This window comes from Luteibacter sp. E-22, assembly GCF_049913125.1.
Taxonomy (GTDB): Bacteria; Pseudomonadota; Gammaproteobacteria; order Xanthomonadales; family Rhodanobacteraceae; genus Luteibacter.
The window spans coordinates 1,340,961-1,367,111 of sequence record NZ_CP183975.1 but is presented as its reverse complement, the minus strand read 5'-3'; the positions used below and the strand labels follow the sequence as shown (position 1 = coordinate 1,367,111).

Here is a 26,151-nt window from a genome sequence, read left to right as displayed (position 1 = left end):
CGAAGGGAATGGACGGCCAAGGAGCGACGCCGTGAATGGCAATGCATCGAAAGCACGCTCGAACCGGACCGACGTGCTGGACCCGACGTTCGGCGACAACGGAATGGCCGTCCTTTCCGCCCCCGGATTCGACCGGATGAGGGCATATGGTGTCACCAGCGATGCGCGCGACGATACGGTCTATGTGTCGGGCAGTTGTATTCGCACGGGCAAGGATGAGAACAGCGCCTTCGTGATGAAATTGCGTGCCGACGGGTCCGTCGATACCAGCTTCGGCAGCGGGGGCCTGAGCCTGGTGACTCCGGCGGTCGGGGCGGAAGCCGTACATGTTTACATGCACCCGACCGGCAATATCCTCGTGCACCTGAAGACGTCGGTGAAAGACTCGATCGTCCACGCACTCGCGATGGTGGATCTCCAGGGCGTTCGTGACGAGACTTTCGGGAACGACGGTCTGGCTGTCCTGGACATGGAATTCCACGCCCTCATCCACGCAACGGTGACCCCGTTGGAAGACGGACGCATCCTGATTGTGGGTAAACGTCAACACAGGCAGAACGCGAAGGTCGAGGGCGTCATCCTTCGATTGCTGGCAGACGGGCAATGGGACATGACGCTGAACGGAGGAGGCATCCTTCCGTTGAGTCGCTTCCCCGGCCAGGTGGACGGAGAGAATGTCCAGTGCGGTCATGCCCAGGGTCACGCTTTCGTCGTGGCAGGCCAATACGAGCGCACGTTGCTCGTTCAACGCTACTTCGAAGACGGAAGTATCGACGGTTCATTCGGCGTCGACGGGAACGTCGTGATACCGATCAACGCCGAGTCCGGTCACATCGCGGCGGGCTCCCTCGACGACCTCGTCCCCGCTGGCGACGGGGCATTCATCGTCGTCGGCATGAATGCGGTCCCCGAGCAGGGCTATGAACTTCGCGGATTCCTTGCCGGCGTGGATGCGAGCGGACAACCGAACCAGGCGTTCAATGGCGGCAAGATTCTCTACACCACGGCAGCCGTGGGCCCTTCGCGGCTGAAGACGGGCGGATTCGACAGCGAGGGGCGCTTCATCGCGGTCGGTAACCGTGGCGGCCTGCTCTCCGATGGCATCCTGATCGGCCGCTGCCTCGCTTCCGGAACCCTCGATAGCTCATTCGGTGACCTGGATGGCTTCGTGTTCTTCAATGAAACAAGCCATACCGAGATCCGCCGCGGGTTCGCGATGCAAGGCGAGCGGGGCATCCTGGTGTCGGGCCAGATCTCGGGATCGGATGGCTCGCGTGCAGTGGTGATGCGATTCGGGAATACCTGAAGCGCCACGGCTGGCGTTCAGGGCGCCGCGACGACCAGGTTCGTCGCGGTCACGGCGACCGACGGCGCGGTCACCATCGCGCCCAGGGTCAACAGGCAGGTCAGGACGGCGGCGGCGAAGAAGGTTTTCAGCATGACGGTCTCGAATTTCATGGTCGTTCTCCAGGGCGATGGATGAAGAGGTTTCGAGAGAGGTATCGCAAGGGCCGTGCCAACCGCTGGAACGGCCTGGAAGGCGCATTCCACGGGGCTTCGCGCGGAGCGTCCGCGACACCGGCAATTGTCCGCGGACGGTACGGTGTCCGGACGGTCGTCGCGTCCGGACGCGCCCGCGGCCGGCAAGGAGCCCATGGAACCGACCCCATGTTCCGGGCTTCGATCTGCTACACTTTCCGTACCCGGGCACTCGTGTAAGGCTTTGCCTACACGATGCTTTTGGGTTCAGGGGAATGCCGCCGGATGGCGGCGACAACCAGAGCATTCCGATCACCTTCGTCGCCTCGATGGTGGCGCCCGTTTCCGTTCGCCCTCGCGGGCGCGGACCTGCGCGACCCGGGGATGAAATGGACTTACCGAGCTATGAGCGCGATCCCAGCTGAAACCTTCACCCCCGACGACGTCCTCGCTCGTCTCCGCTCGGTCCTGCACGAGACCTTCGAGATCGACCCGAGCAAGGTGACCCCGGAAGCCAACCTCTTCACCGACCTCGAACTGGACAGCATCGACGCGATCGATCTCGCTATCCAGGTCCAGGACATGACCGGCACCCGGATCAAGCCCGAGGACTTCAAGAGCGTGCGTACGGTCGGCGACGTCGTCGCCACCGTGCAGTCACTGCTCACCCGCTGAGCGGACCGATGGCGGGCAGGCCCGGACCGCGCGATGACGCGGCGCGCTCCTTCGCGCCCTGCGCCGTCGTACCGATCTACAACCACGGACGAACCATCGCCGCCACGGCGAACGCCCTGGCCGCGCATGGCTTGCCCGTGCTGATCGTCGACGACGGCTCGAACGGCGAGACACGCGACATCCTCGACGCGCTGGTCACCGGCCGCGACGAGCTTCGCCTGATCCGCCTGCCCCGCAACGCAGGCAAGGGCGCCGCCCTCACCGCCGGGTTCCTCGCCGCGCACGATGCGGGTTACAGCCACGTGCTGCAGATCGACGCCGACGGCCAGCACGATACGACCGATGTGCCGCGCTTCCTCGCCGAAGCCCGCACCCGGCCGGAGGCGATGATCTGCGGCCGGCCGGTCTACGACGATTCGGTGCCGCGCGCACGCCTGTACGGCCGCTACCTCACCCATGCCTGCGTCTGGGTCGAAACGCTCTCGTTCGACATCCAGGATTCCATGTGCGGCTATCGCCTCTATCCGCTCGCCGATACCTGCGCCGAGATAGCGCGCAAGCCGCTTCCGGCACGCATGGACTTCGACACCGAAATCGCGGTGCGCCTGTACTGGCGCGGCGTGCCGGTGCGAAACGTGCCGACGCGCGTGATCTATCCGGAAGACGGCTTGTCGCACTTCCGGATGTGGCACGACAACGTTCGCATCAGCGCCATGCACACGCGCCTGTTGCTCGGCATGCTGCCGCGCATGCCTCGCCTGCTCCTTCGCAAGTTCAACCGAAGGAACGCATGATGCGCCGCCTGATCGCCCTCGCCGCGCTGTTCTGCGCGCTTGCCGCCCAGGCCCAGGCGCCGACCCTCGTGGACGACATCCTGGCGCAACTCGGCCGGCACGCCCAGGTGCGCGCCGCGTTCACCCAGAGCCGCGAGAACCCCGCGTTGGCGGAACCCCAGGTCAGCCATGGCGAGCTCCTGTTCGTCGTCGGCCACGGCATGCTCTGGCATACCCGTGATCCTTTCGACGATAACCTCGTGCTCACCACGGACGGCACCTCGCGGCTGGACGCACAAGGCAAGCTCGAACGCGTTCGCGACGGCAACCGCGGCGTCAGCCAGGTCTCGGCGATGCTGCAGTCGCTGCTCGCCGGACAATCCACCGAAGCCATGCGCCAGTTCAGCGTTACCGCGGAGGGCTCGCCGGAACGCTGGACCTTGCGTTTCGTGCCGCGCCAGGCGCGCATGGCCCGCGTACTGGCCGGTATCACACTGAGGGGCGACGCCTTCCTGCAGTCGATCGAGGTCGAGCTGGCCAATGGCGAACGCACCCGCATCGCCTTCTCCGACACGCGCGACGCGGGGCCGCTCACCCTGCTCGAAGCCAAGGTGCTCGGCGTTCCATGAGGCGGGTTCCGACCGCGGTGCGCGCCGGCTTGTTCGCGTTCGCGGCGCTGGTGGCCTGCGTGCTGTGTGCATGGTTGCTGTTCGGCCGCGGTGTCTCGCCGCTACAGACCGACCTACTGACCATGCTGCCGGCTACCGAGCGCCATCCCCTGGCGGAAGACGCGGTGGAACGGCTGGCGAAGTCCAGCGGGGACCGCATGGTGCTGCTGGTAGGCAGCGCCGACGACGGCACCGCCAAGGACGCCGCGCGCGAGCTGGGTGCCGCGCTGGGCGGCGATCCCGTCTTTGCCTCGGTCATCGCCGAACTGCCGCCCTTCGACCTCGACCAGCTCGTCACCCCGTTCCTGCCATTTCGCTTCCACCTGCTGACGTCGGAAGATCGTGCCGCCATCGCGGCGCCGGACTTCGATCCCGTCGCCGCGCTCAGGCGGCGGTTGAATGAGCCGTTCGGTGCGAACGTCGGCGCGAAACTCACCGACGATCCGTTCGGCTGGCTGCAACACTGGCTCGACCGCCAGCCATGGAACCGCGCCACGCTCGTGCCCGAGGACGACCTGCTCGTCGCGCATCGCGGCGATGAGACCCATGTCCTGGTGATCGCCACGCTCAAGGGCTCGTCATACGACGATACCGTCCAGCGCCAGGCGTTGGCGACGCTGGCCAAGGCGGAAAAGGCCATGGCGGCGAAGCATCCGGATGCCCGACTGCTGCGCACCGGAGCGATCTTCTACGCCGCCGCGGCGCGCGCCGGCGCGGAACGGGATACGCATGTGGTCGGCATCGCCTCGTCGCTTGGCATCGCGGCCCTGTTGCTGTTCGTATTCCGCTCGGTCCGGCCGTTGCTGATCGCCTTCGTTTCCACCGCGCTCGGCGTGGTCGGCGCCATCGTCGCCACGGTGCTGGTGTTCGGCCAGTTGCACCTGCTGACCCTGGTCTTCGGCGCGGCGCTGCTGGGCGAAGCGGTGGATTATTCGATCCAGTACCTTTGCGCGCGCGCCAATGCGGGCCAGGCGTGGAACGCCGCGCGCGGCGTGCGGCAGGTCCGTCCGGCGCTGCTGCTGGCCCTGGCCACGTCCCTGCTGGGTTACGCGCTGCTCGCGCTCGTCCCCTTTCCCGCCTTGCGGCAGATGGCCTGTTTCGCCATCGCCGGCATGGCCATCGCCTGCGCCAGCGTGTTCTGGCTGCTACCGGTGTTGGCGGCGAAACCGGCCCGGGCGCCCATCGCCCCTTCCCTGGTGCGGTTGGCGCTCGGCTGGCAGCGCATCGCCTCGGGCCGCCGCGCCCTCGCGGCCATCGCCTTGCTGGCACTGCTCGCCCTTCCCGGGTGGCTGCGCCTCGGACACGACGACGACATCCATCTGCTCATCTCGCCACCGAAGTCGTTGGAGGCACAGACGGCCGCGATCCGCGACATCGCCGGTTTCGGGGGCGGCAGCCAGTTCTGGCTGGTGGAAGGCAAGGATGCCGAGCAGGTGCTGCAACGCGAGGAAGCACTCACCGATCGCCTGCGCACGTGGCGGGATGACGGCAAGCTCAGCGGCTGGACCGGTGTGAGCACGATGCTGCCCTCGATGAAACGGCAACAGGACAATCTCGCCGCCGTGACCCGGATTTTCGGCGGCAAGGTCCGCTCCGCCATGCTGGCGGCGGGCTTCAAGGCCGAGGCGGCCGACGCTTACGAGGCCACCTTCCCGGGCCGGGCGCTCACCTTCGACGACTGGCTCAAGACGCCCGCATACACTCCCTTCCACTACCTGTGGATAAGCGGGGAGCATGGCACCGGCAGTATCGTGCTGCCGCAGGGCCAGGACGACGTGAACCTGCTGCGCACCGCCGCCGAAGGCTTGCCCGGCGTCTCGCTGATCGACAAGCCCGCCGGCATCTCCCTGTTGTTCGGCCGTTATCGCGGCTACGCGGATATCTGGCTGGGCGCGGCACTGGCGCTGGTCGGCCTTGCCTTCGCCTGGCGCTACGGGCCACGCGCCGCCTGGCGAGTTCTCCTGCCGCCGGCCGCCGGCATCGTCTTCAGCGTCGCCGCGCTCGGCTATCTCGGCCAACCACTCACCTTGTTCCACATCATGGCCTTGATGCTGGTGCTCGGCGTCGGCGCGAACTACGCCGTCTTCCTCCGCGAAGGCGAGCCCCATGCCGCTCATATTCCCGGGGCCGCCTACGCGGGCGTGCTGCTGTCGGCCGTCACGGCCCTGCTCTCGTTCGGGCTGCTCGCGCTCAGCACGATGCCCGCCCTCCGGCATTTCGGCCTTACCCTGCTCCTCGGGATCGGCTTCACCGCGCTGCTGGCGCCGGTGAGCGTCCCCGCACCAAAGAAATCCAACGCATGAACACCACCGCATATTCCACGGGGAATCGCACGATGAAACGCGTCGTCGTCACCGGCATCGGCGGCATCACGCCGCTCGGCCACGACTGGACCAGCATCGAGGCGCGCCTGCGCCAGTTCCACAACGCCGTGCGCCGGATGGGCGAGTGGGATTACTTCGACAAGCTCAACGGCCGCCTGGGCGCACCGGTGGACGATTTCAGCCTGCCCACGCACTGGTCGCGCAAACACGTGCGTTCCATGGGTCGCGTGGCGCAACTGGCCGTCGCCGCCAGCGAACGCGCACTCGCGGATGCCGGCCTGCTCCACGACGAGCGCATCGCCGATGGCCGCATGGGCGTGGCCTACGGCTCATCCGGCGGCAGCATCGAGCCGGCCCGCACCGTGGGGCACATGCTGGAAACCGGCTCGATGCAGGGCGTGACCGCCACCAGCTACATCCAGATGATGGCGCACACCACGGCGGTGAACGTGGGCGTGTTCTTCGGTCTCAAGGGCCGGGTTATCACCACTTCGAGTGCCTGTACCTCGGGAAGCCAGGCCATCGGTTACGGTTACGAAGCGATCCAGCAAGGCAAGCAGATGCTGATGCTGTGCGGCGGCGCCGAGGAACTCTCCGGCCCGGGCGCGGCCGTGTTCGACACCTTGTTCGCCACCAGTACCCGCAACGATACGCCGCAGCTCACGCCCCGCCCGTTCGACGCCGGGCGCGACGGCCTGGTGGTCGGCGAAGGCGCGACCACGCTGATCCTCGAAGAATACGAACACGCACTGGCACGCGGGGCACGAATCTATGCCGAGGTCGTCGGATTCGGCACCAATTCCGACGGTGCGCACATCACCCAACCCACGCGGGAAACGATGGCGGGAGCCATGCGCCTTGCGTTGGCGGATGCGGGATTGCCGGCTTCCGCGATCGGCTACGTCAGCGCGCATGGCACCGCCACCGATCGCGGCGACGTGGCCGAGAGCCACGCCACCGCCGACGTGCTGGGAGCCGGCGTGCCAATCAGCTCGATGAAGAGCTACGTCGGCCATACGCTCGGCGCCTGCGGCGCACTGGAAGCCTGGTGGGCGATCGAGATGATGCGCGGCGGCTGGTTCGCCCCGACGATCAACCTCGGCACTCCCGACCCCGAATGCGCGGCACTGGACTACCTCACGGGCGAAGGAAGGGACATCCAGACCGACCATGTGATGAGCAACAACTTCGCGTTCGGCGGGATCAACACCTCGCTCATCTTCAAGGCGCATCGCTGATGCGGCGTGTCGTCGTCACCGGCATGGGCGCGGTGTCCTGCCTCGGCGCCGGCCGGCACGCGCTGTTCGAGGGACTGCGCGCGGGCCGTGCGGGCTTTCGCCACAGGGACGATTTCGAGGCGCTCGGCATGCGCTGCCAGGTCGCCGCGCCCGTCGACCTCTCGGCACTGGAACCGCCACCGCGCAAGTTGCGCCGCTACCTGCCCCAGGCGGCCGAATTCGCCTGGCACGCCACGCGTGAAGCATTGGCCGAGGCGAAGCTCGACGAGGCGCGTGTGCGCGAGCGCGACGTCGGCATCGTCATGGGCGGTGCCGCAGCGCTCAGCGAGTACGAGGCCGGCCTCGATGTCTTCCATGCCAAGGGGATATCCCGGCTATCGCCGTTCATCGTGCCGCGCAGCATGGGCAGTGCGGTGTCGGCCACGCTCACCCACGCGTTCGGATTCGGCGGCCGCGGATTCACCGTCGGCTCCGCCTGCACGAGCGCCACGCACGCGATCGGCCAGGGCATGGAACTGATCCAACTCGGCCGCCAGGAGATCGTGGTGTGTGGCGGAGCCGAGGAACTGCATGACAAGGCCGCCATGTGTTTCGACGTGATGAACGCCCTTTCCTCCACCAGCGTGGCCGGTGAACGCGTGTCCACGCCCTACGCCGCCGATCGCGATGGCATCTTGCTCGGCGGCGGCGCCGGCGTGCTGGTACTGGAATCGCTGGAACACGCGTTGGCACGGGGCGCGACGATCCTCGCCGAGATGGCGGGCTACGGTGCCGCCTCCGATCCGGACGGCATGATCAGCCCCGCCGCGGACGGCATGGCCGAGGCCATGCACCAGGCCATCGACCTCGCCGGCACCCTGCCCGACTACGTGAACACGCATGCCTGCGCCACGGTCGCCGGCGATCTCGCCGAATGGGAAGCGCTGCGCCGCGTGTTCGGCGATCGTGGCCACCCCGTGCCGCCGATGTCGTCGATCAAGGGCCTCATCGGCCACGCGCCCGCCGCCGCGGGAGCGCTCGACGCCATCGCCTCGATCGCGATGATGGAACAGGAGGTCCTGCTTGGCGGTGCCACGCCACATGAGCGCGATCCCGCCTTCGCCGACGCTCCGCTCATCGAAGGCGAACTCACGAAACGCGTCGATAACCTGCTTTCGAACACCTTCGGCTTCGGTGGTAGTTGCGCCGCTCTGGTGATCCGGCGCTTCGACGGGGGCGGCGCATGATCGACCTGCACATCGACGCATGGCGTGCCTGGGCGCCGGGCGTGGACACCACCGCCGACTGGGCGGCATGGGCCGCCGCTCCGCATCCCATCGTCGATCGCGGCGAACAGCCCGCCTGCGATTTCGTTCCAGCGATGCAGCGCCGCCGACTCAGCAGGCTGGCGCGCATCGTGATGCATGCCGCGTGGCCCTTGTGTGGTGACGACGAACAATTGCCTTTCGTGTTCGCCTCCCGCCACGGCGAAACCACCCATACGTTCGCCATGCTCGACGAGATCGGTCACGAGGCCCCGCTATCGCCAACGCGGTTCGGACTTTCCGTGCATAACGCCATCGCCGGGCAATGGTCCATCCTGCGTGGCCAGCGAGGCGAATCGGTGGCGATCGCTGGCGAGGCCGATACCTTCGAGCATGCCGTCGTCGAGGCCGCGACCCTCCTGGCCGAGGGCGCGTCCGCCGCCATCGTGGTCGTCGCCGAAGAGCTCCCCGCCGAGGCCTACGACGGCTGGATCGACGACGTGCCCTTCTCGTATACGCTGGCACTGCGTGTCTCGCTGGCGGGCGTCGGGCCGCGCTGGCGCCTGTCGCTCGGCGAAAATACCGGCGCCGCGCCGGCGGCCGGAGAGCCGCATGCCTTGCGTTTCATCCGCGCCTTGCACCATGGTGCGATCCTCGACCACCCGTGGAAGACACGACGATGGACCTGGCAGCCGATAGCGTGAGCCGCCGCCGCGACGCGTGGGCGTGGCGCTTCGTCTTCACCGCGCTCAGCTTCGCGCTGTTCGGCGTCGGCGGCGTGCTGCTGCGGCTGTTCATCCTGCCGGTGGTCCTGCATTGGCCGGGCCCGCCCGCCGTGCGCAGGCGGCGCGCCCGGCGCACGGTCGGCCACGCCTTCTGGCTGCATGCCCAGTTCATGTACCGGACCGGCGTGGTGAGCTATTCCTTCGAAGGCCTGGAAAAGTTGGGCCGCCCCGGCCAGATGATCGTCGCCAACCACCCTTCGCTGATCGACGTGGTCTACCTCATCGGCCACGTGCCCGATGCCAACTGCATCGTGAAGCACAGCCTCTGGAAGAACCCCTGCATGCGCGGGCCCGTGAGCGTCGCGCAGTACATCAGCAACGATGGCAGCGCGGAAATGCTGGAGCGCGCGGCCGACGTGCTGCGCGAAGGACAGACGCTGATCGTCTTCCCCGAAGGCACGCGCACCACGCCGGGAGAGTTCCCGGTGTTCCATCGTGGCGCGGCGGCGATCGCCATCCGCGGGGCGCGGGTGGTCACGCCGGTGTTCATCAGCGTCCGGCCCACCACGCTGACCAAGGCCGAGCCGTGGTATCGCGTCCCGCACCGCCGCGTGCGCATGCATCTGCGCGTGGGCGACGACATTCCCGTGCAGGGCTTCAGCGAAGGCACTCCCGCGCCGATAGCCTCCCGACGTCTCAACGAACACCTGCACGCCCTCTACGCCAGGGAACTCAAGGCATGAACGACCTCGAACGGGATATCGCCCGCCTCATCATCGACACGCTCGCCCTCGAACATCTGGACGTCGACGACATCGCCCCGGAGCAGCCGCTTTTCGGCCAGGGACTCGGGCTGGATTCGGTCGATGCGCTGGAACTCGCGCTCGCGTTGCAAAACCGCTATGGCCTGAAGATCGCATCGGATTCGCGCGATGCCCGGCGTCATTTCGAAACCGTGCGCAGCCTTGCCCTCTACGTCCAGGCGAGTGGGTCCGCATGCGCAAGCTGAGCGACCTCATCCTCCTGGTCGTCGGCGTGCTGTACCCGTTCATCGTGTACTTCGGCATGGACCACGTGTCGACGCCGGTGTTCGGACTGATCCTCGGAGGCCTCTGGCTCGTCCGCGCGCCCGCGCTCCTGCGCCAGCCTGGCGGGCGCTGGATGCTCGGCATCACCCTGGTGTATTGCGCCGTGCTCGCCTTCGGCGGCGAAGAACACCTGCTGCGCTGGTACCCCAGCCTGATCTGCGCCCTGCTGCTGGCGGCCTTCGGCCTGAGCCTGAAATACGGGCCGCCGATGATCGAGCGCATCGCGCGGGTGAGCGAACCGGACCTGCCCCCGGTCGCCGTTCGCTATACGCGCAGGGTGACCTGGGTATGGGTGGCATTCTTCGCGCTCAACGGCACCGCCTCGGGCGTGCTCGCCGAGTGGGGGCCGCTTTCGTGGTGGACGTTCTACAACGGCATCCTCGCCTATTCCGTCATGGGCGCGCTGTTCCTGGGCGAATGGATACTCCGCCAGCGCCTTCGCCGGCGGATCAACAAGGCGCCGATGAACGGGGCCGCGCAACGGCTCGCGTCGCATCCATGGGTCGCCGCGGCGACGGGTGGGTATGCCGGAAAGCTGGGCCCGGGCATGGTGGTCGCGCTGGGCACCGCCGGGCGGCTGGCCTTGCTCCGTCACGGACGCGCTGGCCTGGTCAACGAACTCGGCCAACATGCGGCCGGTGACGATGCCCTGTCCACGCCCCTGGTCTGGCGGTTCGTCGACACGCTGCCGGAACCGTCCAGGGTGGATGCGCTGTTACGCGCGCCCTTGCCCGAGACCGCCATCGTGCTGGGCGAGCTCCGCGAAGGCGATACCTGCACGATCGACCTCGAACTGCCACTCGACCTCGCCTGCTTCGCGGATCACTTTCCCGATGCGCCGGTGCTGCCCGGCGTGTTGCAGGTTGGCTGGGCGCTCGACCTGGCCGCGCCGCGGCTCGGCACGCCACGTACCTGCCGTGCCATGGATGGCCTGAAGTTCCAGCGGCTGCTGCGCCCCGGCGACCGCGTCCGTCTCGTCCTGCGCCACGACCCGGATACCCGGCGCCTTCACTTCGCCTATCGCATGGACGACGCCCCTGTTTCCTCGGCCTATCTTCGCCTGGATGGCACCCATGCCTGAGGCGACGGCAAACGTGCATTGGGCGGCGCAAAAGGAGCGCGGCAGCTTCCTCGGCATCAAGCTCACCGCCATCGCCGTGCGGCTGCTTGGACGGCGCGCGGTGACGCCCGTGATCCAGCTGATCGTGCTGTACTTCTTCGTCACCGGGCGCGCGGCGCGACATAACGTGCGCGATTACCAGCGGCGCCTCGTCGCATGGAGCGGGCGTGGCGACCTCTTCCCACGTTCGCGGGCCGTGTTCGCCCAGTACCTCGCCTTCGGCGAATGCATGCTCGACCGATTCGATGTCTGGCGCGGCAAGCTCCGCCTCGCCTCGATCGACATGGACGATCCCGATCGCGTACGCGATGCGCTGCTGGCCGGTGGGCGTGGGCAACTGCTGGTCTGCACCCACCTGGGCAACCTCGACGTATGTCGCGCGATGGCCGAGCTCGGCGAGGGCGTGGCGCTGAACGTCCTGATGCACCTGCCCAACGCCGCCCACTTCAACCGGCTGCTCGGCGAATCGGGCGACAGGCGGCTTCGCCTGATGCACGTAGGCGACCTGGATACTTCCGCGATGCTAGAACTGTCGCAGCGCCTGGAGCGGGGCGAGTGGATCGCCATCGCCGGCGACCGAGTACCGGAACATGGCGGCCGCGTCGTCGACGCGGATTTCCTGGGCGCACCCGCCGCCTTCCCGCAAGGCCCATGGCTGATGGCGGCGATGCTGCGTTGCCCGGTGAACCTCGTCTGCTGCCTGAAACGCCAAGGTCGGTATCGCATCCACCTTCGCCGCTTCGCCGATGCCGCCGGCTGGGAACGCGGGCGGCGCGATGCGGCCATCGCCCGGGCGGTGACGGACTATGCCGCGTGGCTCGCCGAGCGTTGCCTCGACGCACCCTTGCAATGGTTCAATTTCCACCCGTACTGGCACGGTACGAACGGAGCACCCCATGCGCGCTAGCGGCGTCCTCGCCGCCGAGATCGAAGTGACCGTCCCCTTTTTCGACGTCGACTCCATGGACGTCGTCTGGCACGGCCACTACGTGAAGTACCTCGAGATCGCGCGTTGCGCGCTGCTCGACGACCTCGGCCACAACTACAGGCGGATGAAGGAGACGGGCTATGTCTGGCCCATCATCGACCTGCAACTGCGCTATGCCCGCGCCGCACGCTTCGGGCAGACCCTGCGCGTGCGCGCCGAACTGGTCGAGTGGCAGAACCGCTTGAAGATCCACTACACATTGAGCGATGCCGCCAGCGGCGAGCGCCTCACCCGTGCCAGCACCATCCAGGTCGCGGTGAGCCTCGTCGATGGAGAGATGCAACTGGTCTCGCCCACCGTGTTCACCGACGACGTCGACCGCCGCCTCGCGCGCCGCTCGCAGGACCGCTCCGCAGGAAGCACGCCATGAAGTACGCCAGCGCCACCTATGTCGAGGAAACCCGGATCGGTTTCGTTTTCCTGCGCACGCATACCTGGCAGCACCACGTGCTCCGGGTCGCCATCAACGACCTGAAACGACTGGTCGGCGAACCGCTGCCACAGGGCGGCACCCTGCTCGATGTCGGCTGCGGCCAGGGCCGCTCGTTCCGGCTGCTGCGCGACGCCTTCGCACCTGCCCGCATCGTGGGCCTGGACGCCGACCCGCACAGCATCGCGTTGTCGGCCCGGGAGGCGGAACGCGAAGGCATCGAGGCGAAGCTGATGCTGGGCGACTGCGCCAGCATCGACCTGTCCAACGCCAGCGTGGATGTCCTGTTCTGTCACCAGACCTTCCACCACCTGGTGGAACAGGAACGTGCCCTCGACGAATTCTGGCGCGTGTTGAAGCCGGGCGGACTGCTGCTCTTCGCCGAGTCCACGCGCGCCTATATCGACACCTGGGTCATCCGCTGGTTCTTCCGCCATCCGATGCACGTGCAGAAGAGCGCCGATGAATACATGGCGATGCTGCGCACCCGGGGTTTCGTCTTCGATGAAAACAACGTTTCCCTGCCGTACCTGTGGTGGAGCCGCTCGAAGGATTTCGGCCTGCTCGAACGCTGGGGCATCAAGGCGCCGCCCCCGCCCGGCGAACGCGAGGAAACCCTCGTGAACGTGGCGGCGCGCAAGCCGTTCTCCGGGGCATGAGCGCGACGTACCTCAACGCGCTCGGCGTGGCCTGCTCGCTCGGCGCGGGCAAGGCCGCGGTGGCCGATGCGTTGTTCCATGCCGCCACGCACGGCCTGCGGCCGCTCGATGGCTGGGTGCCGACGCGCACCTTGCCGCTGGGCGAAGTATCCGCGGGCTTGCCGTCCGTGCCTGCCGGCATGGAACAGCGCGATACACGCAACAATCGCTTGCTGCTGCTAGCGGCCAGGGAAATCGAAACGGATATCCGCGCCGCGATCGCCCGCTTCGGAGCCGCACGCATCGGCGTGGTCGTCGGCACGAGCACCACCGGCATCGAGGAAGCGACCCACGGCATCGCCGCGCGTGGCGTGGACGGCGCATGGCCCGACGATTACCGCTACAGCGACCAGGAACTCGGGGCACCGGCCGCCTTCCTTGCCGAGTGGCTGGGTGTCGCCGGTCCCTGCTACGGCATTTCCACCGCGTGCACCTCGGGCGCACGCGCACTGCTCAGCGCGCAGCGGCTCCTTCGGCTGGGCCTGTGCGATGCGGTGATCTGCGGTGGCGCCGATACCCTTTGCCGCCTCGCCACGAACGGCTTCCATGCACTGGAAGCCATGGCGCCCGAGCGCTGTCTGCCGTTCTCCCGTTCGCGTCGCGGCATCAACATCGGCGAAGCCGCGGCGTTGTTCCTGATGACCCGGGACGCCGCGCCGGTCGTCATGCTCGGCGGCGGCGCCAGCTCGGATGCCTACCACATGTCGTCACCCGAGCCCGACGGGCGCGGTGCCAGCGAAGCGATGCGCCGCGCCTTGTCGACGGCGGGCATCGTTGCGGATACCGTCGACTACGTGAACCTGCATGGCACCGCCACCGAGCACAACGACGCGATGGAAAGCCACGCGGTGGCCACCACCTTCGCGCGTCCCGTGCGTTGTTCGTCGACCAAGGCGCTGACCGGGCACACGCTGGGTGCCGCCGGTGCCCTGGAAGCCGCGTTCTGCTGGCTCGCGCTCACCGATCCGCGGCGGCGCCTGCCCCCGCATGTGTGGGACGGCGAGCCCGATCCGGCGCTGCCCTCCCTCGCCTTCACGCGTATCGGCGACACGCTGCCGGCAGGCCGCCGCCACTTCATGAGCAATTCGTTCGCGTTCGGCGGCAACAACGCGAGCCTTATCCTGGCGGACGCGACATGATCCTCTGGCCCATCGACCAGCTGCTCCCACACGCCGGGAAGATGATCCTGCTCGACCGCGTGGTGGAATGGGACGCCGAGCGCATCCTGTGCGAACGGGTCGTACGTCCTGGCGGTGCCTTCGTCCAGGCGACGGGCCTTCCCGCGTGGACCGGCGTGGAACTCATGGCACAGGCCATCGCGGCATGGAACGGCTGCCAGGTATTGGCCGCCGGTGGCGCGGTGAGGCCGGGTTTCCTGCTCGGCACGCGTGCCTATCGTGCGGATGTCGATGCCTTTCCAGCGGGCACCCGGTTGCTTGTCGAAGCCGTGCGCAACTTCCACGACGACGAAGGGATGGGTGCCTTCACCTGTCGCATCGACGCGCCAGGCATGCATGCGGAGGCCCGGCTGACCGTATTCAGCCCTCCCGATCCCGCGCCTTTTCTCGATCCACGCAACAGCCTCGATTCCAGGGGAACCCCGCCATGACCGATACCATCCTCGTCACCGGATCGAGCCGCGGCATCGGCCGCGCCATCGCGATGAACCTCGCCGACGCCGGCTACGACCTCGTCCTGCACTGCCGCTCGCGGCGTGAAGAAGCCGAAGCGGTGCAGGCGGACATCGCCGGGAAAGGCCGTGCCGCGCGGATACTGCAATTCGATATCTCGGACCGCGCCGCATCGGCGGCCGCGCTCGAGGCCGATGTCGCCGCACACGGCGCCTATTACGGCGTCGTCTGCAACGCGGGCCTCACCCGCGACGGCGCCTTCCCGGGGCTCACGTCCGAGGATTGGGACCAGGTGCTGCGCACCAACCTGGACGGCTTCTACAACGTGCTGCATCCGCTGGTGATGCCGATGATCCGCCGGCGGGCCCCCGGGCGCATCGTGTGCATCACTTCGGTGTCGGGCCTGATCGGCAACCGCGGCCAGGTGAACTACAGCGCATCCAAGGCCGGCGTCATAGGTGCCGCGAAGGCATTGGCCGTGGAACTGGCCAAGCGCAGGATCACCGTCAACTGTGTCGCGCCGGGCCTGATCGACACCGACATGCTCGAACCGGAAGTACCGGTGGAGCAGATCCTCAAGGCGATCCCGATGGAGCGGACCGGCACGCCGGAAGAAGTGGCCGCGGCGGTGCGTTTCCTGGTGAGTGCGGAGGCCGGGTACATCACGCGGCAAGTCCTTGCGGTGAACGGTGGGCTTTGTTGAAGGCCTTGGCAGGATGGGGGGAAGAGCATCGCCGCTGAAGCGGCTCCCACAAGGGCTTGCGGTGACTCGTGTGGGAGCCGCTTCAGCGGCGATATCGCGATAGTGCCGATCCCATGCCGCTAAGCTAGGGTCATGCGCCCTCTCCGCCAGCTCGCCGAATCCGATCGCTTCGCCGATGTCGTGCGCGTCTTCCTCGCACTGACCGGCATCGCCGCATGGTGCACCCTCGCCGGTCCCGTCGGGTTGCTCGTGCCCGCCCTGCTCGGTGCCATCGCTTGCGCCCTGGCCGAGACCGACGACGCCTGGCGCGGACGACTGAGGGGACTCCTGGTCACCCTCGTCTGCTTCGCCGGCGCCGCAAGCGTGGTGAAAGCGTCGATAGGCCATCCGCCCTTGTTCGCCCTGTTGCTCGCCGCCGGCACTTTCGTCCTGGTGATGCTGGGCGCGGCCAGCGGACGCTATGCGACGATCGCGACGGCCACGCTGATCCTCTCGGTCTACACGATGATCGCATCCGACGCCTCGACAGCCGCCCCCGGCGACTGGCGCGGCACAGCCGCGATCCTCGCCGGCGCGACGTGGTATGGCCTTCTTTCCCTGCTGTGGAGCGCCATGGCGCCGCAGCGTGCGGTACGCCACGCGCTGGCCGGGTTGTTCGAATCGCTGGCTGCGTTGATGGAAGCGAAGGCGGCGTTGTTCGAACCGGTGCATGGGCTCGATCGGGATGCGCTGGCCGTGGAATTCTCACGGCGCAACCTGCAGACGGTCGACGCCCTGGCCGCGACCCGCGCGGCCTTGCTCGACCGCATCGGGCGACGTCAACCGCGCGGCCGTTCCGCCGCCCGGCTAGCCATGTTCTTCGCCGCCCAGGACATCCACGAACGAGTCAGTTCGTCACACTATCCGTACGACGAACTGGCGACGGCGCTCTATCACAGCGACCTGATGTTCCGTTTCGGCCGCCTGCTGCGCCTGCAGGCCAGCGCCTGCCGCGAACGTGCCGATGCCATCCGCCGCGTAGCGCCGCTGGGACCGATGGCCCTGCCCCGCGCCGCGCTCGACGACGTGCGCGAAGCCATCGCCTATCGACGCCGCAGCGATCCGCCTGGGCAGGCCCTGGACGACGCGCTGTCCGCGCTGCTTACCAACATGGAACATCTCCTGGCCGGCATCGAGGACGAAGGCAGCCTGCGCGAAGGTACCGACATCGCCTTGCAGGACAGTGAACCCGATACGCCAGCCGCTGCCTTCGCGCGCATCCGCGTCCGCCTCGATCGCCGATCCATGCATTTCCGCCACGCCGTACGGCTGGCGACGGGCATGCTCGCAGGCTATGGTCTCATGCTGCTCCTGCATCCGACCCACGGATACTGGATCCTCCTCACCACGCTGTTCGTCTGCCAGCCCAGCTATGGGGCGACCCAACGCCGCACCATGCAGCGGATCGCCGGCACGATGGCGGGGCTGTTCGCGGGATGGGCCATGCTTCGCCTGCTTCCCGGCGGCGATTGGCGGTTACCCGTACTCGTCGCCACGGGCGTGGCGTTCTTCGCCTTTCGCTTGCGACGCTACGCGTTGGCGACGGCCGTCATCACGATATTCGTCCTGCTCTGTTTCGACCTGGCGGGCGCGGGCTACGACGCCATTGGTCCCCGCTTGCTCGACACCTTGCTGGGCGCCTTCGTCGCCACCGTCGTCATCCGCTTCGTGCTGCCGGACTGGCGGGTCCGCCGTCTGGAAGACATCGCCGCGGACACCCTGCATGCGTATGCGCGCTACCTCGAAGCCATTGCGAGCCAGTACGCCTCCGGCAAAGTCGACGACCTGGCCTACCGCATCGCTCGCCGCGACGCCCATGCCACCCAGGCGGCGGTGGCGGGCAATGTGGCCGAACTGCTCGGCGAGCCCGGCCATTCCCGTGAACGGGGTGAGCACGCATTACGCCTGCTTGCGGCCCTCCAGGCCGGCCTGTCGCACCTGTCCACCCTCGGCGCCCATCGCCAGGCCCTCGCCGTGGACGATGCGAACGCCGTGGAAAGGCTGGCCCACCGTGTCGCCAACGGCTTCGCGGCGCTTGCCGAACACGTCAGGAACGGGACGACGGCACCGTTGCTCGGCACGCCGGATCTGGTCGTCGATGCCTCCATGCAGGCCACCGGGCCGGTAGAGGCGGTGCGCCTGGTAGACCGCCAATGCCTGCTGCTGGTCCGCGTGCACGACCGTATCGCCGGCCTTCCACCGATCTGATTGCTGCGTCGCGCCGTGGCTTGGACGTGCCCGCGCGCTACGATGGGCCGCTTTTACCGCTTCCTCCGGAGTTCCACGCATGCGCCCGTTTTCCCTCGGTGAAGACCTCGACCTCCTGCGCGAAAGCGTGCACGCCTTCGCCGAAAAGGAGATCGCGCCGCGTGCGGACCGGATCGACCGGGAGAACGTGTTCCCCGACGACCTGTGGCGCAAGTTCGGCGACATGGGCCTGCTCGGCGTGACGGTTCCCGAGGAATACGGTGGCTCGGGCCTCGGCTTCCTCGCCCATATGATCGCGATGGAAGAAATTTCGCGCGCCTCGGCGTCGGTCGGCCTGTCGTACGGTGCGCACTCCAACCTGTGCGTGCAGAACATCTACCACAACGGTAACGAGGCCCAGCGACGCAAGTACCTGCCCAAGCTCGCCAGCGGCGAATGGATCGGCGCGCTGGCCATGAGCGAGCCCGGCGCGGGCTCGGACGTGGTCGGCTCGATGAGCTGCCATGCGGAACGGGTCGGCGACACCTGGATCGCCAACGGCACGAAGATGTGGATCACCAATGGCCCGGACGCCGACGTGCTGCTCGTGTACATGCGGACGGCGCCGCGCCCCGCCGGCAGCCGATGCATGACCGCCTTCATCGTCGAGAAAGGCATGAAGGGATTCTCCACGGCACAGAAGCTCGACAAGCTCGGCATGCGCGGATCGAACACCTGCGAACTGGTGTTCGACAACTGCGAGATCCCCGCGGAAAACATCGTCGGCGAAGTGAACGAAGGCGTGCGCGTACTGATGGGCGGCCTGGACACGGAGCGCCTCGTGTTGTCCGGCGGTCCGATCGGCATCATGCAATCGGCCATGGACCTCGTGCTGCCGTACGTGCGCGAGCGCAAGCAGTTCAACGCCCCGATCGGCACGTTCGGCATGATGCAGGCCAAGGTCGCCGACATGTATACAGCGCTGCAATCGTCGCGCGGCTTCGCATACATGGTGGCCCAGCAGTTCGACAACGGCGTGAAATCGCGCATCGATCCGGCGGCTTGCCTGCTCAATGCATCGACGAACGCGGTGAAGGTGGCGCTGGAGGCGATCCAGGCGCTGGGCGGCAACGGCTACATCAACGAGTTCCCCGCCGGCCGCCTGCTTCGCGACGCGAAGCTGTACGAGATCGGCGCGGGCACCAACGAGATCCGCCGCATGCTGATCGGTCGCGAACTGTTCCACGGCAAGTCGTAAGGCGCGAACCACCGCGAGGCCGTGGGCCCCGATTCAGTGTAGGCCCGATTCAGTGTAGGCCCGATTCAGTGTGGGAGCCGCTTCAGTGTGGGAGCCGCTTCAGCGGCGATCCCGCGGCAGCGGGCCAGGTGACGGCAAGCACCCATCGCCGACAGAGTCGGCTCCCACCTTAAGCAAGCGGCCCCACCATTTCGTTCAGTGCCTTGCTTACCAGGCCATGCGGAACGTGGCGCTGGCCGAGCGTGAATGGTCGCGGTCGGCGAAGCGCTGGTCGATGTCGAAGCCCACCTGCGTGCGCTCGCTCACGTCCCAGCCCAGCGTCATGCCGGCGGTGCCGGCGCGACGCGAGAGGCCGATACCGTCGACCGGCGCCCACTGCGCGATGCCCGTATAACGTGCCGAGAACACTTCGCCCTTCGTCGCGAACGCGTTCTGCCAACCCAGTTTCGCATCGAGGTGCAGCTTGCCCATCGAGGTAAGCCACGATGCCCCTGCGCGCAGACCGAACCCTGCCTGCCAGCGCGACGTGACCTGCCCGTTGGCGCTCAGCCCGAAGCCCTCGCCGCCGGACTCCTGGAAACCGTCGCGACGAATACTGGCGTACTCCACGTTGGCGAACGGCGTGAGCGAGAACGCACCCGCGTCCGTGCGGTAGCCGACCTCGCCATAGGCGACGTTGTAACGGCCGGTGTTGTCGCCGCCGGCAAAGGACGCCTGGTCACCGAAGCGCAGCAGGCGCTGGGTATTGCCGCGGAAGTTGCCGAAGCCGAGACGCCCCACGCCATACCAGTTCGCGCCACGCGATCCGGCGTACAGCATGCCCTCCGTGGACCGGCTGCGCTGACGGTCGAAACTGTTCGACAACTGGCCGGTGCTGCGCATCTGCGCCACCGCCACGCCAGCGAAGCCATTCGCACCCAGGCGAACGTCGTTACCGGCGAGGCCACCATCCAGGTTGAATCCCACGTTGCCGAAGCCGCCACGACTTAGGCCGCCCTGCCCATTGAACGACTGCATCCACGCGCCACCCGCACCCTGGTGGTCGAGATGGCTCATCAGCGCGTCGTTACCCGCTTCGATACCGGCGAGGGTGACGGCCGTGCTAGCCGCATAGAGCTGGCCGGACAACGACTCCAGCGAAGCCTGCGCGACCTGGGTGTTCGCCGATTGCTGGATGCCACCCGCCGCGACCAGCGTGCCGGTCGCGAACGAGGTGCTTCCGGACGACGTGCTGGTGAGGCTCCGATCGATCTGCTGGAACGCTCCGTCGAGTCGCTGTGCGGACGACTGCGCGGCGGCGGACTGGCTCATGCTCGTGCTGGCCACCTGGCTCACGCTGAGCGTCGTGGTATCGATCCAGACCTCGGCGGGCAGGTACTGCAGGGTCGCGTTGAGAAAGACGCCGTTGGCTTTCGTCGTCGAGGAGAAACCGCCCGAGATCGCGCTGGCCGTAAGCACTTGCTGGTGCGAGGTCGGGACGTAGCCCGAGACCGCGCCGGCGACATGGAATTCGCCGGCGAGCGTGGCGGTGCCCGAAACGATGAGCGGCGCGCCCAGCAGCTGCGACAGCCGCCCCGTGGACGTCTGCACATAGTTGCCCGTGACATGCGTGGCGGTGTCCGCCGTCTGCAAGGTGGCCATGACGTTCGCGTTACCGCCGATATCGCCATGCACGATCACGGTGGCGCTGTCCTGCACCGTCAATGCGCCCGGCACGCCATGCATGGCTTCGAGGGTGATGCTCGATCCCGCCAGCGTCATCCCCTGGTAGGTATTACTGCCGCTCAGGGTGAGATGGGAATCACCGAACGCGCGGAGACCGCCGGCACCCGATATATCGTTGGCGAACTCCGCGTCGTGGCCGTAGACCCCGGCGCTGAAGTCGCCCCAGTCGAACTTCGCCGGTCCCCGAATCGCGCGACCCACGTTCAGGCGTCCGTAGCCGTACACGGCATCCGGACCCGGGGCGCCCAGGTCGTCCGCTGTCCCCAGCAAAACCTGCCGGACCGAGTCGAGGGACAGGCCGGGCATGGCCGACATCACCACGGCGGCGGCGCCGGAAACCTGTGGAGCCGCGAACGACGTGCCGGCTCCATAGACGTAAGTCGCCTGGCCCGAGGTCGCGTTCGGTGCGACGACCACGACGGCACCGGGCGCGGCAAGGCAATAATTCTGCGCGATACCGCAACGGTTGGAATAGGAAGCGATCTGGTCGACGTGGTTGCTGTCCAGCGCTACGACGGTCAGCCAGCCTTTCTCCAGGCTGGGCACAAGACTCGGCAAGGCGGCGACGGTCGAGGGATTGTCCTTGCCCTCGTTGCCCGCCGCGAATACGAAGAGCGCATTGCCCAGCGCCGCATGCTGATAGGCGGTCGCGAAGCTCGCCGTGGTGTCCGTGGCCGAGGCATCCCAGTACAGGCCGCCCCAGGAATTGTTGACGATCCGGGCGCCGGACGTGACGACGAGCTTGTCGTTCACGTCGCCCAACGGGTCGGCCGAGGTCACCTTGTTGCCCTGGCCCGAGCCGTCGTCGACAGGTGCCTTGTCCGCGATGATGCGTGCCGAGACGATCGAGGCATCCGGCGCCACGCCGCCGACGAAGGAACCGTAGGGACGGCCGGCGGCGATCTCCGCCACGATGGTGCCGTGCCCGACGACATCGTCCACGGCCACGTTATTCGTCGCGGGGTCGACGTAGATGTATTCCGCGCCCACGCGACCGGTCAGCGCGGGGTTCGAGGCGTTCACTCCGGAATCGGCGATGCCGATGACGATGCCGGCCCCCTTGAATCCCGCATCGTGCGCGGGCTTGACGTTGGTCGCCGTCAGCTGCACGTCCACCGGCGGCTGGGCGATCGTCGCGCCCGTGGAGGGCGTCTTGGGAATGTTGAAGGACGGTACGTCAGACAGGTTGTTCGATGGCACCGAGGGGATGTTGTTCGACGGTACGGAAGGGATGTTGGAGCTCCTGACGCCTCCGCTCCCCCCGCCGCCGCAGGCCGTCAGGCCGATACCCACACAAACGGCCAGCGCGAGTTCGCGCCGACGCGGCATCTGCATCGTATTCATGGTGTCCCCTGGTCTGACGTCAATGTCTGCGCCCGCGATCCGTGGGCGCACCTGGGCGAATGTTGCCACAAGACCTTGCGGAAAGGCGCGGTGCGGGCACAGGAAAGCGTGCGCCGGGTCGCAGGACCGGAGGGCCGTCTCCCGGGCCCGGGCTCCCTGGTGCCGCCCCGTGTGAAACCGCCTGCGGCGGCGCAGATTGCCCCCGCCCCGGCCCCACTGCGATACTCAATGGGTTTTCCGCCCGGAAAGGGCGGCCATCCGAGTACCACGGAGTCCCCATGTCCGACATCGTCATCGCAGGCGCCAAGCGCACCGCCATCGGTTCCTTCCTCGGCCAGTTCACCGGCGTGCCCACGCCGAAGCTCGGCTCCATCGCCATCAAGGCGGCCCTGGAGCATGCGGGTGTCGCCCCGGCCGACGTCAGCGAAGTCATCATGGGCTGCGTGCTGCCGGCCAACCTGGGCCAGGCGCCGGCGCGCCAGGCGTCCCTCGAGGCCGGACTCCCGACGTCCACCGGCTGCACCACCATCAACAAGGTGTGCGGCTCGGGCATGAAGGCCCTGATGCTCGGCCACGACCTCATCAAGGCCGGTTCGGCATCGATCGTCGTCGCCGGCGGCATGGAGTCGATGACCAATGCGCCGCACATGGTCAACGCGCGCACGGGTATCCGCTATGGCGACGGCCAGCTCGTCGACCACATGGCCTGGGACGGGTTGACCAATCCCTACGACGGCAAGGCCATGGGCGTTTTCGGCGAACAGTGCGCCGACAAGTACCACTTCACGCGCGAGGAACAGGACGCCTACGCGATCGGTTCGGTCGAGCGCGCGCAGGCCGCGCAGAAATCCGGCGCCTTCGCCAACGAGATCGTCCCGGTGACCGTGCAGGGCCGCAAGGGTGCGCAGGATTTCGCCGAGGACGAACAGCCCGGCCGTTCGGACGTGACCAAGATCCCCACCCTGCGCGCGGCGTTCCGCAAGGAAAACGGCACGATCACCGCCGCCAGCTCGTCGAGCATCTCCGATGGCGCCGCCGCGCTCGTCTTGCTTTCGGCCGACGACGCGAAGGCCCGCGGCGTCACCGCACTGGCCCGCATCGTGGCCCACGCCACGCATTCGCAGGAACCGGAATGGTTCACCACCGCACCGGTGGGTGCCATTTCCAAGGTGTTGGCGAAGGCTGGCTGGACCACCGACGATGTGGACCTGTTCGAGATCAACGAAGCCTTTGCGGTGGTACCGATGGCGGTGATGCGCGAACTCGGCGTGTCGCGCGAGAAGATCAACGTCAACGGCGGCGCCTGCGCCCTCGGCCATCCCATCGGTGCCAGCGGCGCGCGCATCGTCGTGACCCTTCTCAATGCGTTGACGGCGCGTGGGGCAAAAAGAGGCGTCGCCGCGCTATGCATCGGTGGCGGCGAGGCAACGGCGATCGCCATCGAACTGGTGTGAAGCCGACGTCGACACGTGAGGCGGTCGTTTCGAAACGATCACACCATGTCCATGGGCTTTAATGCGCCCTGAAGCGAAAAGGCGCGATCCGTAGCTAAGCACTCGTAACTGAGCTATTAATACGCCCGCCTAACGGCATTCCACGGTTAAGGAGAAACACAAATGAATTTGACGCGTACCCTTCTCGCCTCTGCGCTCGTCGCGCTTCTGGCAGCTTGCAGCAACGGCGCGCAGGATTCCGCGCAGGACGCCCAGAAGTCGGCCGCCGATGCACAGCAGCAGGCGGACAAAGCCCAGCAGGCCGCCGACCAGTCGCAGAATGCCGCAACCTCCCAGGCCGCCGACCAGGCTCAGCAGTCCGCCGACCAGGCCAAGGATGCCGCCGCCCAGGCCCAGTCCGCCGCGTCGTCCTCGACCGCCGGTGGCACGTCCGACGCCGCGAAGGACGCCGCTTCCAATGCCGCCGATCAGGCCGACAAGTCGGCTGACCAGGCGAAGGATGCCGCCGATAACGCCAAGAGCGCGACGGACGACACCAAGAAGTAAGCATTTCGCTTTCTTCGGTGAAACACGAAACGGCCACCTCAGGGTGGCCGTTTTTTATTCCACGCCACGCATTGGCGCGATGCAGCGTTTGCGTTACGGCCGCCCCGGCTATGATGCTCGTTTCGTCCCAGCGCGAAGCCCTCATGCCCATTCTCGAATCGCAGCTCGATACCCGCTCCCCGGAATTCCAGGCAGCCAGCCAGCGCCTGCGCGCGCTGACCGACGATCTGCGCGAGACACTGAAGCGCACCGCCGAAGGCGGCGGGGCGAAGGCGCGCGAGAAGCATGTCGCTCGCGGCAAACTGCTGCCCCGCGAACGCATACGCGCCTTGCTCGATCCCGGCTCGCCCTTCCTGGAAATCGCACCGCTCGCCGCGCATGGCATGTACGACGACGCCGCTCCGGCCGCGGGGGTGATCGCCGGCATCGGCCGCGTCATGGGCCAGGAAGTGGTGGTGCTCGCGAACGACGCCACGGTCAAGGGTGGTACGTATTTCCCGATGACCGTGAAGAAACACCTGCGTGCGCAGGAAGTGGCGATGGAAAACCGCCTGCCCTGCATCTACCTCGTGGATTCCGGCGGTGCGTTCCTGCCGTTGCAGGACGAGGTCTTCCCGGACCGCGAGCACTTCGGCCGCATCTTCTACAACCAGGCGCGGATGAGTGCCCAGGGTATTCCGCAGATCGCCGTGGTGATGGGCTCTTGCACCGCCGGCGGGGCCTATGTGCCTGCGATGAGCGACGAGACGATCATCGTCCGTGAACAGGGCACGATCTTCCTCGGCGGGCCGCCCCTGGTGAAAGCAGCCACGGGAGAGGTGGTGGATGCCGAAGCGCTGGGCGGTGCCGACGTGCATACCTCGGTATCCGGCGTGGCCGATCACTTCGCCGAGAACGACGCGCACGCGCTGGCCATCGCGCGCGACATCGTCGGTTCGCTCAACCGGGTGAAGAAGGTGCCGCTGGCGGTTCGTGCTCCCCTGGAGCCCCGCTTCGTCGCGGAAGAACTCTATGGGGTGATCCCCGAAGACACGCGCCGTCCCTTCGACATCCACGAGGTGATAGCCCGCATCGTCGACGATTCCGAGTTCCACGAGTTCAAGGCGCGCTACGGCAAGACCCTCGTCACCGGCTTCGCGCATATCCACGGCTACCCGGTAGGCATCGTCGCCAATAACGGCATCCTGTTCGGCGAGTCCGCGCAGAAGGGTGCGCATTTCATCGAGCTGTGCAACCAGCGCAACGTGCCACTGGTGTTCCTGCAGAACATCACCGGATTCATGGTCGGCCGCAAGTACGAGAACGGCGGCATCGCGAAAGACGGCGCCAAGATGGTCACTGCCGTGGCCTGCTCCCATGTGCCGAAATTCACCGTGGTGATCGGCGGCAGCTTCGGTGCGGGTAACTACGCGATGTGCGGTCGCGCCTATGGCGCACGCTTCCTGTGGATGTGGCCGAATGCACGGATCAGCGTGATGGGCGGCGAACAGGCCGCTTCCGTGTTGGCCACCGTACGCCGCGACGGCATCGAATCGGGTGGCGGGAGCTGGAGCGCCGAGGACGAGGAGGCCTTCAAGGCACCGGTCCGCGAGCAGTACGAGCGCCAGGGCCATCCCTACTACGCCAGTGCGCGATTGTGGGACGACGGCATCATCGATCCGGTGGACACGCGGCGCGTGCTCGGCCTCGCCATCTCGGCCTCGATGAACGCGCCCATCGAGCAGGGCCGGTTCGGCGTCTTCCGTATGTAAGCTCAAGTCGAGGAAGCACGCGTAAACCCTTGCCCTGTCGACACTACAGGGTGGCGTGATAAC

Annotated in this window: 24 protein-coding genes; 22 read left to right on the top strand and 2 right to left on the bottom strand. The window is 67.3% G+C overall.

Annotated elements, in window-relative coordinates; genetic code table 11:
- Positions 1-31 precede the first annotated feature (31 nt).
- Entirely contained in the window at positions 32-1,306 is a 1,275-nt protein-coding gene (locus ACN9M2_RS05965; protein ID WP_426287216.1) for a hypothetical protein, read from the top strand.
- Positions 1,307-1,323: 17 nt separating this feature from the next.
- On the opposite strand, the gene ACN9M2_RS05960 is transcribed toward ACN9M2_RS05965, so the two are convergent.
- Positions 1,324-1,458, bottom strand: a complete 135-nt coding sequence (locus ACN9M2_RS05960; RefSeq protein WP_426287215.1) for a hypothetical protein — start codon at positions 1,456-1,458, stop codon at positions 1,324-1,326.
- A 426-nt stretch (positions 1,459-1,884) separates the two neighbouring features.
- On the opposite strand from ACN9M2_RS05960, the gene ACN9M2_RS05955 reads away from it, so the two are divergent.
- The 18 genes from ACN9M2_RS05955 (at position 1,885) to ACN9M2_RS05870 (ending at position 19,268) form a co-directional block, all read left to right on the top strand.
- Positions 1,885-2,154 (top strand): acyl carrier protein, encoded by a 270-nt coding sequence (locus tag ACN9M2_RS05955; RefSeq protein ID WP_426287214.1) that lies wholly within the window; start codon positions 1,885-1,887, stop codon positions 2,152-2,154.
- A gap of 8 nt (positions 2,155-2,162) precedes the next feature.
- Complete coding sequence (locus tag ACN9M2_RS05950; RefSeq protein WP_426287213.1) at positions 2,163-2,948, top strand: glycosyltransferase family 2 protein; 786 nt, start codon at positions 2,163-2,165, stop codon at positions 2,946-2,948.
- Complete coding sequence (locus ACN9M2_RS05945) at positions 2,945-3,556, top strand: outer membrane lipoprotein carrier protein LolA (RefSeq protein ID WP_426287212.1); 612 nt, start codon at positions 2,945-2,947, stop codon at positions 3,554-3,556. Before ACN9M2_RS05950 ends, ACN9M2_RS05945 begins: the two co-directional genes overlap by 4 nt.
- Positions 3,553-5,898, top strand: coding sequence for an MMPL family transporter (locus ACN9M2_RS05940; protein ID WP_426287211.1), 2,346 nt, complete (start codon positions 3,553-3,555; stop codon positions 5,896-5,898). Before ACN9M2_RS05945 ends, ACN9M2_RS05940 begins: the two co-directional genes overlap by 4 nt.
- Positions 5,899-5,930: 32 nt before the next feature.
- Positions 5,931-7,157 (top strand): beta-ketoacyl-ACP synthase, encoded by a 1,227-nt coding sequence (locus ACN9M2_RS05935; protein ID WP_426287871.1) that lies wholly within the window; start codon positions 5,931-5,933, stop codon positions 7,155-7,157.
- Positions 7,157-8,383 (top strand): beta-ketoacyl-[acyl-carrier-protein] synthase family protein, encoded by a 1,227-nt coding sequence (locus ACN9M2_RS05930; RefSeq protein WP_426287210.1) that lies wholly within the window; start codon positions 7,157-7,159, stop codon positions 8,381-8,383. The genes ACN9M2_RS05935 and ACN9M2_RS05930 overlap by 1 nt, the downstream gene beginning before the upstream one ends.
- On the top strand, positions 8,380-9,105 hold the full coding sequence (locus ACN9M2_RS05925; protein ID WP_426287209.1) for a beta-ketoacyl synthase chain length factor: 726 nt from the start codon (positions 8,380-8,382) through the stop codon (positions 9,103-9,105). Before ACN9M2_RS05930 ends, ACN9M2_RS05925 begins: the two co-directional genes overlap by 4 nt.
- Complete coding sequence (locus ACN9M2_RS05920; protein WP_426287208.1) at positions 9,081-9,869, top strand: lysophospholipid acyltransferase family protein; 789 nt, start codon at positions 9,081-9,083, stop codon at positions 9,867-9,869. Before ACN9M2_RS05925 ends, ACN9M2_RS05920 begins: the two co-directional genes overlap by 25 nt.
- Positions 9,866-10,135, top strand: coding sequence for a phosphopantetheine-binding protein (locus tag ACN9M2_RS05915; protein ID WP_426287207.1), 270 nt, complete (start codon positions 9,866-9,868; stop codon positions 10,133-10,135). The genes ACN9M2_RS05920 and ACN9M2_RS05915 overlap by 4 nt, the downstream gene beginning before the upstream one ends.
- Complete coding sequence (locus tag ACN9M2_RS05910; protein WP_426287206.1) at positions 10,123-11,295, top strand: hypothetical protein; 1,173 nt, start codon at positions 10,123-10,125, stop codon at positions 11,293-11,295. The genes ACN9M2_RS05915 and ACN9M2_RS05910 overlap by 13 nt, the downstream gene beginning before the upstream one ends.
- Positions 11,288-12,241, top strand: coding sequence for a glycosyl transferase (locus ACN9M2_RS05905; RefSeq protein ID WP_426287205.1), 954 nt, complete (start codon positions 11,288-11,290; stop codon positions 12,239-12,241). Before ACN9M2_RS05910 ends, ACN9M2_RS05905 begins: the two co-directional genes overlap by 8 nt.
- On the top strand, positions 12,231-12,692 hold the full coding sequence (locus ACN9M2_RS05900) for an acyl-CoA thioesterase (RefSeq protein WP_426287204.1): 462 nt from the start codon (positions 12,231-12,233) through the stop codon (positions 12,690-12,692). Before ACN9M2_RS05905 ends, ACN9M2_RS05900 begins: the two co-directional genes overlap by 11 nt.
- The gene (locus ACN9M2_RS05895; RefSeq protein WP_426287203.1) at positions 12,689-13,411 is read left to right on the top strand and encodes a class I SAM-dependent methyltransferase; all 723 of its coding nucleotides are present in this window, start codon (positions 12,689-12,691) and stop codon (positions 13,409-13,411) included. The genes ACN9M2_RS05900 and ACN9M2_RS05895 overlap by 4 nt, the downstream gene beginning before the upstream one ends.
- Positions 13,408-14,589 (top strand): beta-ketoacyl-[acyl-carrier-protein] synthase family protein, encoded by a 1,182-nt coding sequence (locus tag ACN9M2_RS05890; protein ID WP_426287202.1) that lies wholly within the window; start codon positions 13,408-13,410, stop codon positions 14,587-14,589. The genes ACN9M2_RS05895 and ACN9M2_RS05890 overlap by 4 nt, the downstream gene beginning before the upstream one ends.
- Entirely contained in the window at positions 14,586-15,059 is a 474-nt protein-coding gene (locus tag ACN9M2_RS05885; RefSeq protein ID WP_426287201.1) for a 3-hydroxylacyl-ACP dehydratase, read from the top strand. Before ACN9M2_RS05890 ends, ACN9M2_RS05885 begins: the two co-directional genes overlap by 4 nt.
- Entirely contained in the window at positions 15,056-15,784 is a 729-nt protein-coding gene (gene fabG / locus ACN9M2_RS05880; protein ID WP_426287200.1) for a 3-oxoacyl-ACP reductase FabG, read from the top strand. The genes ACN9M2_RS05885 and fabG overlap by 4 nt, the downstream gene beginning before the upstream one ends.
- A 132-nt stretch (positions 15,785-15,916) precedes the next feature.
- Positions 15,917-18,031, top strand: a complete 2,115-nt coding sequence (gene yccS, locus ACN9M2_RS05875; RefSeq protein WP_426287199.1) for a YccS family putative transporter — start codon at positions 15,917-15,919, stop codon at positions 18,029-18,031.
- Between the two features lie 79 nt (positions 18,032-18,110).
- Positions 18,111-19,268, top strand: a complete 1,158-nt coding sequence (locus ACN9M2_RS05870; protein WP_426287198.1) for an isovaleryl-CoA dehydrogenase — start codon at positions 18,111-18,113, stop codon at positions 19,266-19,268.
- A gap of 207 nt (positions 19,269-19,475) precedes the next feature.
- On the opposite strand, the gene ACN9M2_RS05865 is transcribed toward ACN9M2_RS05870, so the two are convergent.
- The gene (locus tag ACN9M2_RS05865; protein ID WP_426287197.1) at positions 19,476-22,337 is read right to left on the bottom strand and encodes a S8 family serine peptidase; all 2,862 of its coding nucleotides are present in this window, start codon (positions 22,335-22,337) and stop codon (positions 19,476-19,478) included.
- A gap of 278 nt (positions 22,338-22,615) precedes the next feature.
- On the opposite strand from ACN9M2_RS05865, the gene ACN9M2_RS05860 reads away from it, so the two are divergent.
- From ACN9M2_RS05860 to ACN9M2_RS05850, 3 genes are all read left to right on the top strand, one after another.
- Positions 22,616-23,791: a thiolase family protein gene (locus ACN9M2_RS05860; RefSeq protein ID WP_426287196.1), complete on the top strand. Its 1,176-nt coding sequence runs from the start codon at positions 22,616-22,618 to the stop codon at positions 23,789-23,791.
- Positions 23,792-23,953: 162 nt separating this feature from the next.
- Positions 23,954-24,337, top strand: a complete 384-nt coding sequence (locus ACN9M2_RS05855) for a hypothetical protein (RefSeq protein ID WP_426287195.1) — start codon at positions 23,954-23,956, stop codon at positions 24,335-24,337.
- A gap of 143 nt (positions 24,338-24,480) precedes the next feature.
- Positions 24,481-26,088 carry a carboxyl transferase domain-containing protein gene (locus ACN9M2_RS05850; RefSeq protein ID WP_426287194.1) on the top strand — a complete coding sequence of 536 codons (1,608 nt, stop codon included), beginning with the start codon at positions 24,481-24,483 and terminating at the stop codon, positions 26,086-26,088.
- Positions 26,089-26,151 lie beyond the last annotated feature (63 nt).

Coding starts and splice junctions, on each gene's coding strand:
- ACN9M2_RS05960 (WP_426287215.1), bottom strand. CDS start 1,458: ATGAAATTCGAGACCGTCATGCTGAAAACCTTCTTCGCCGCCGCCGTC.
- ACN9M2_RS05955 (WP_426287214.1), top strand. CDS start 1,885: ATGAGCGCGATCCCAGCTGAAACCTTCACCCCCGACGACGTCCTCGCT.
- ACN9M2_RS05950 (WP_426287213.1), top strand. CDS start 2,163: ATGGCGGGCAGGCCCGGACCGCGCGATGACGCGGCGCGCTCCTTCGCG.
- ACN9M2_RS05945 (WP_426287212.1), top strand. CDS start 2,945: ATGATGCGCCGCCTGATCGCCCTCGCCGCGCTGTTCTGCGCGCTTGCC.
- ACN9M2_RS05940 (WP_426287211.1), top strand. CDS start 3,553: ATGAGGCGGGTTCCGACCGCGGTGCGCGCCGGCTTGTTCGCGTTCGCG.
- ACN9M2_RS05935 (WP_426287871.1), top strand. CDS start 5,931: ATGAAACGCGTCGTCGTCACCGGCATCGGCGGCATCACGCCGCTCGGC.
- ACN9M2_RS05930 (WP_426287210.1), top strand. CDS start 7,157: ATGCGGCGTGTCGTCGTCACCGGCATGGGCGCGGTGTCCTGCCTCGGC.
- ACN9M2_RS05925 (WP_426287209.1), top strand. CDS start 8,380: ATGATCGACCTGCACATCGACGCATGGCGTGCCTGGGCGCCGGGCGTG.
- ACN9M2_RS05920 (WP_426287208.1), top strand. CDS start 9,081: ATGGACCTGGCAGCCGATAGCGTGAGCCGCCGCCGCGACGCGTGGGCG.
- ACN9M2_RS05915 (WP_426287207.1), top strand. CDS start 9,866: ATGAACGACCTCGAACGGGATATCGCCCGCCTCATCATCGACACGCTC.
- ACN9M2_RS05910 (WP_426287206.1), top strand. CDS start 10,123: ATGCGCAAGCTGAGCGACCTCATCCTCCTGGTCGTCGGCGTGCTGTAC.
- ACN9M2_RS05905 (WP_426287205.1), top strand. CDS start 11,288: ATGCCTGAGGCGACGGCAAACGTGCATTGGGCGGCGCAAAAGGAGCGC.
- ACN9M2_RS05900 (WP_426287204.1), top strand. CDS start 12,231: ATGCGCGCTAGCGGCGTCCTCGCCGCCGAGATCGAAGTGACCGTCCCC.
- ACN9M2_RS05895 (WP_426287203.1), top strand. CDS start 12,689: ATGAAGTACGCCAGCGCCACCTATGTCGAGGAAACCCGGATCGGTTTC.
- ACN9M2_RS05890 (WP_426287202.1), top strand. CDS start 13,408: ATGAGCGCGACGTACCTCAACGCGCTCGGCGTGGCCTGCTCGCTCGGC.
- ACN9M2_RS05885 (WP_426287201.1), top strand. CDS start 14,586: ATGATCCTCTGGCCCATCGACCAGCTGCTCCCACACGCCGGGAAGATG.
- fabG (WP_426287200.1), top strand. CDS start 15,056: ATGACCGATACCATCCTCGTCACCGGATCGAGCCGCGGCATCGGCCGC.
- yccS (WP_426287199.1), top strand. CDS start 15,917: ATGCGCCCTCTCCGCCAGCTCGCCGAATCCGATCGCTTCGCCGATGTC.
- ACN9M2_RS05870 (WP_426287198.1), top strand. CDS start 18,111: ATGCGCCCGTTTTCCCTCGGTGAAGACCTCGACCTCCTGCGCGAAAGC.
- ACN9M2_RS05865 (WP_426287197.1), bottom strand. CDS start 22,337: ATGAATACGATGCAGATGCCGCGTCGGCGCGAACTCGCGCTGGCCGTT.
- ACN9M2_RS05860 (WP_426287196.1), top strand. CDS start 22,616: ATGTCCGACATCGTCATCGCAGGCGCCAAGCGCACCGCCATCGGTTCC.
- ACN9M2_RS05855 (WP_426287195.1), top strand. CDS start 23,954: ATGAATTTGACGCGTACCCTTCTCGCCTCTGCGCTCGTCGCGCTTCTG.
- ACN9M2_RS05850 (WP_426287194.1), top strand. CDS start 24,481: ATGCCCATTCTCGAATCGCAGCTCGATACCCGCTCCCCGGAATTCCAG.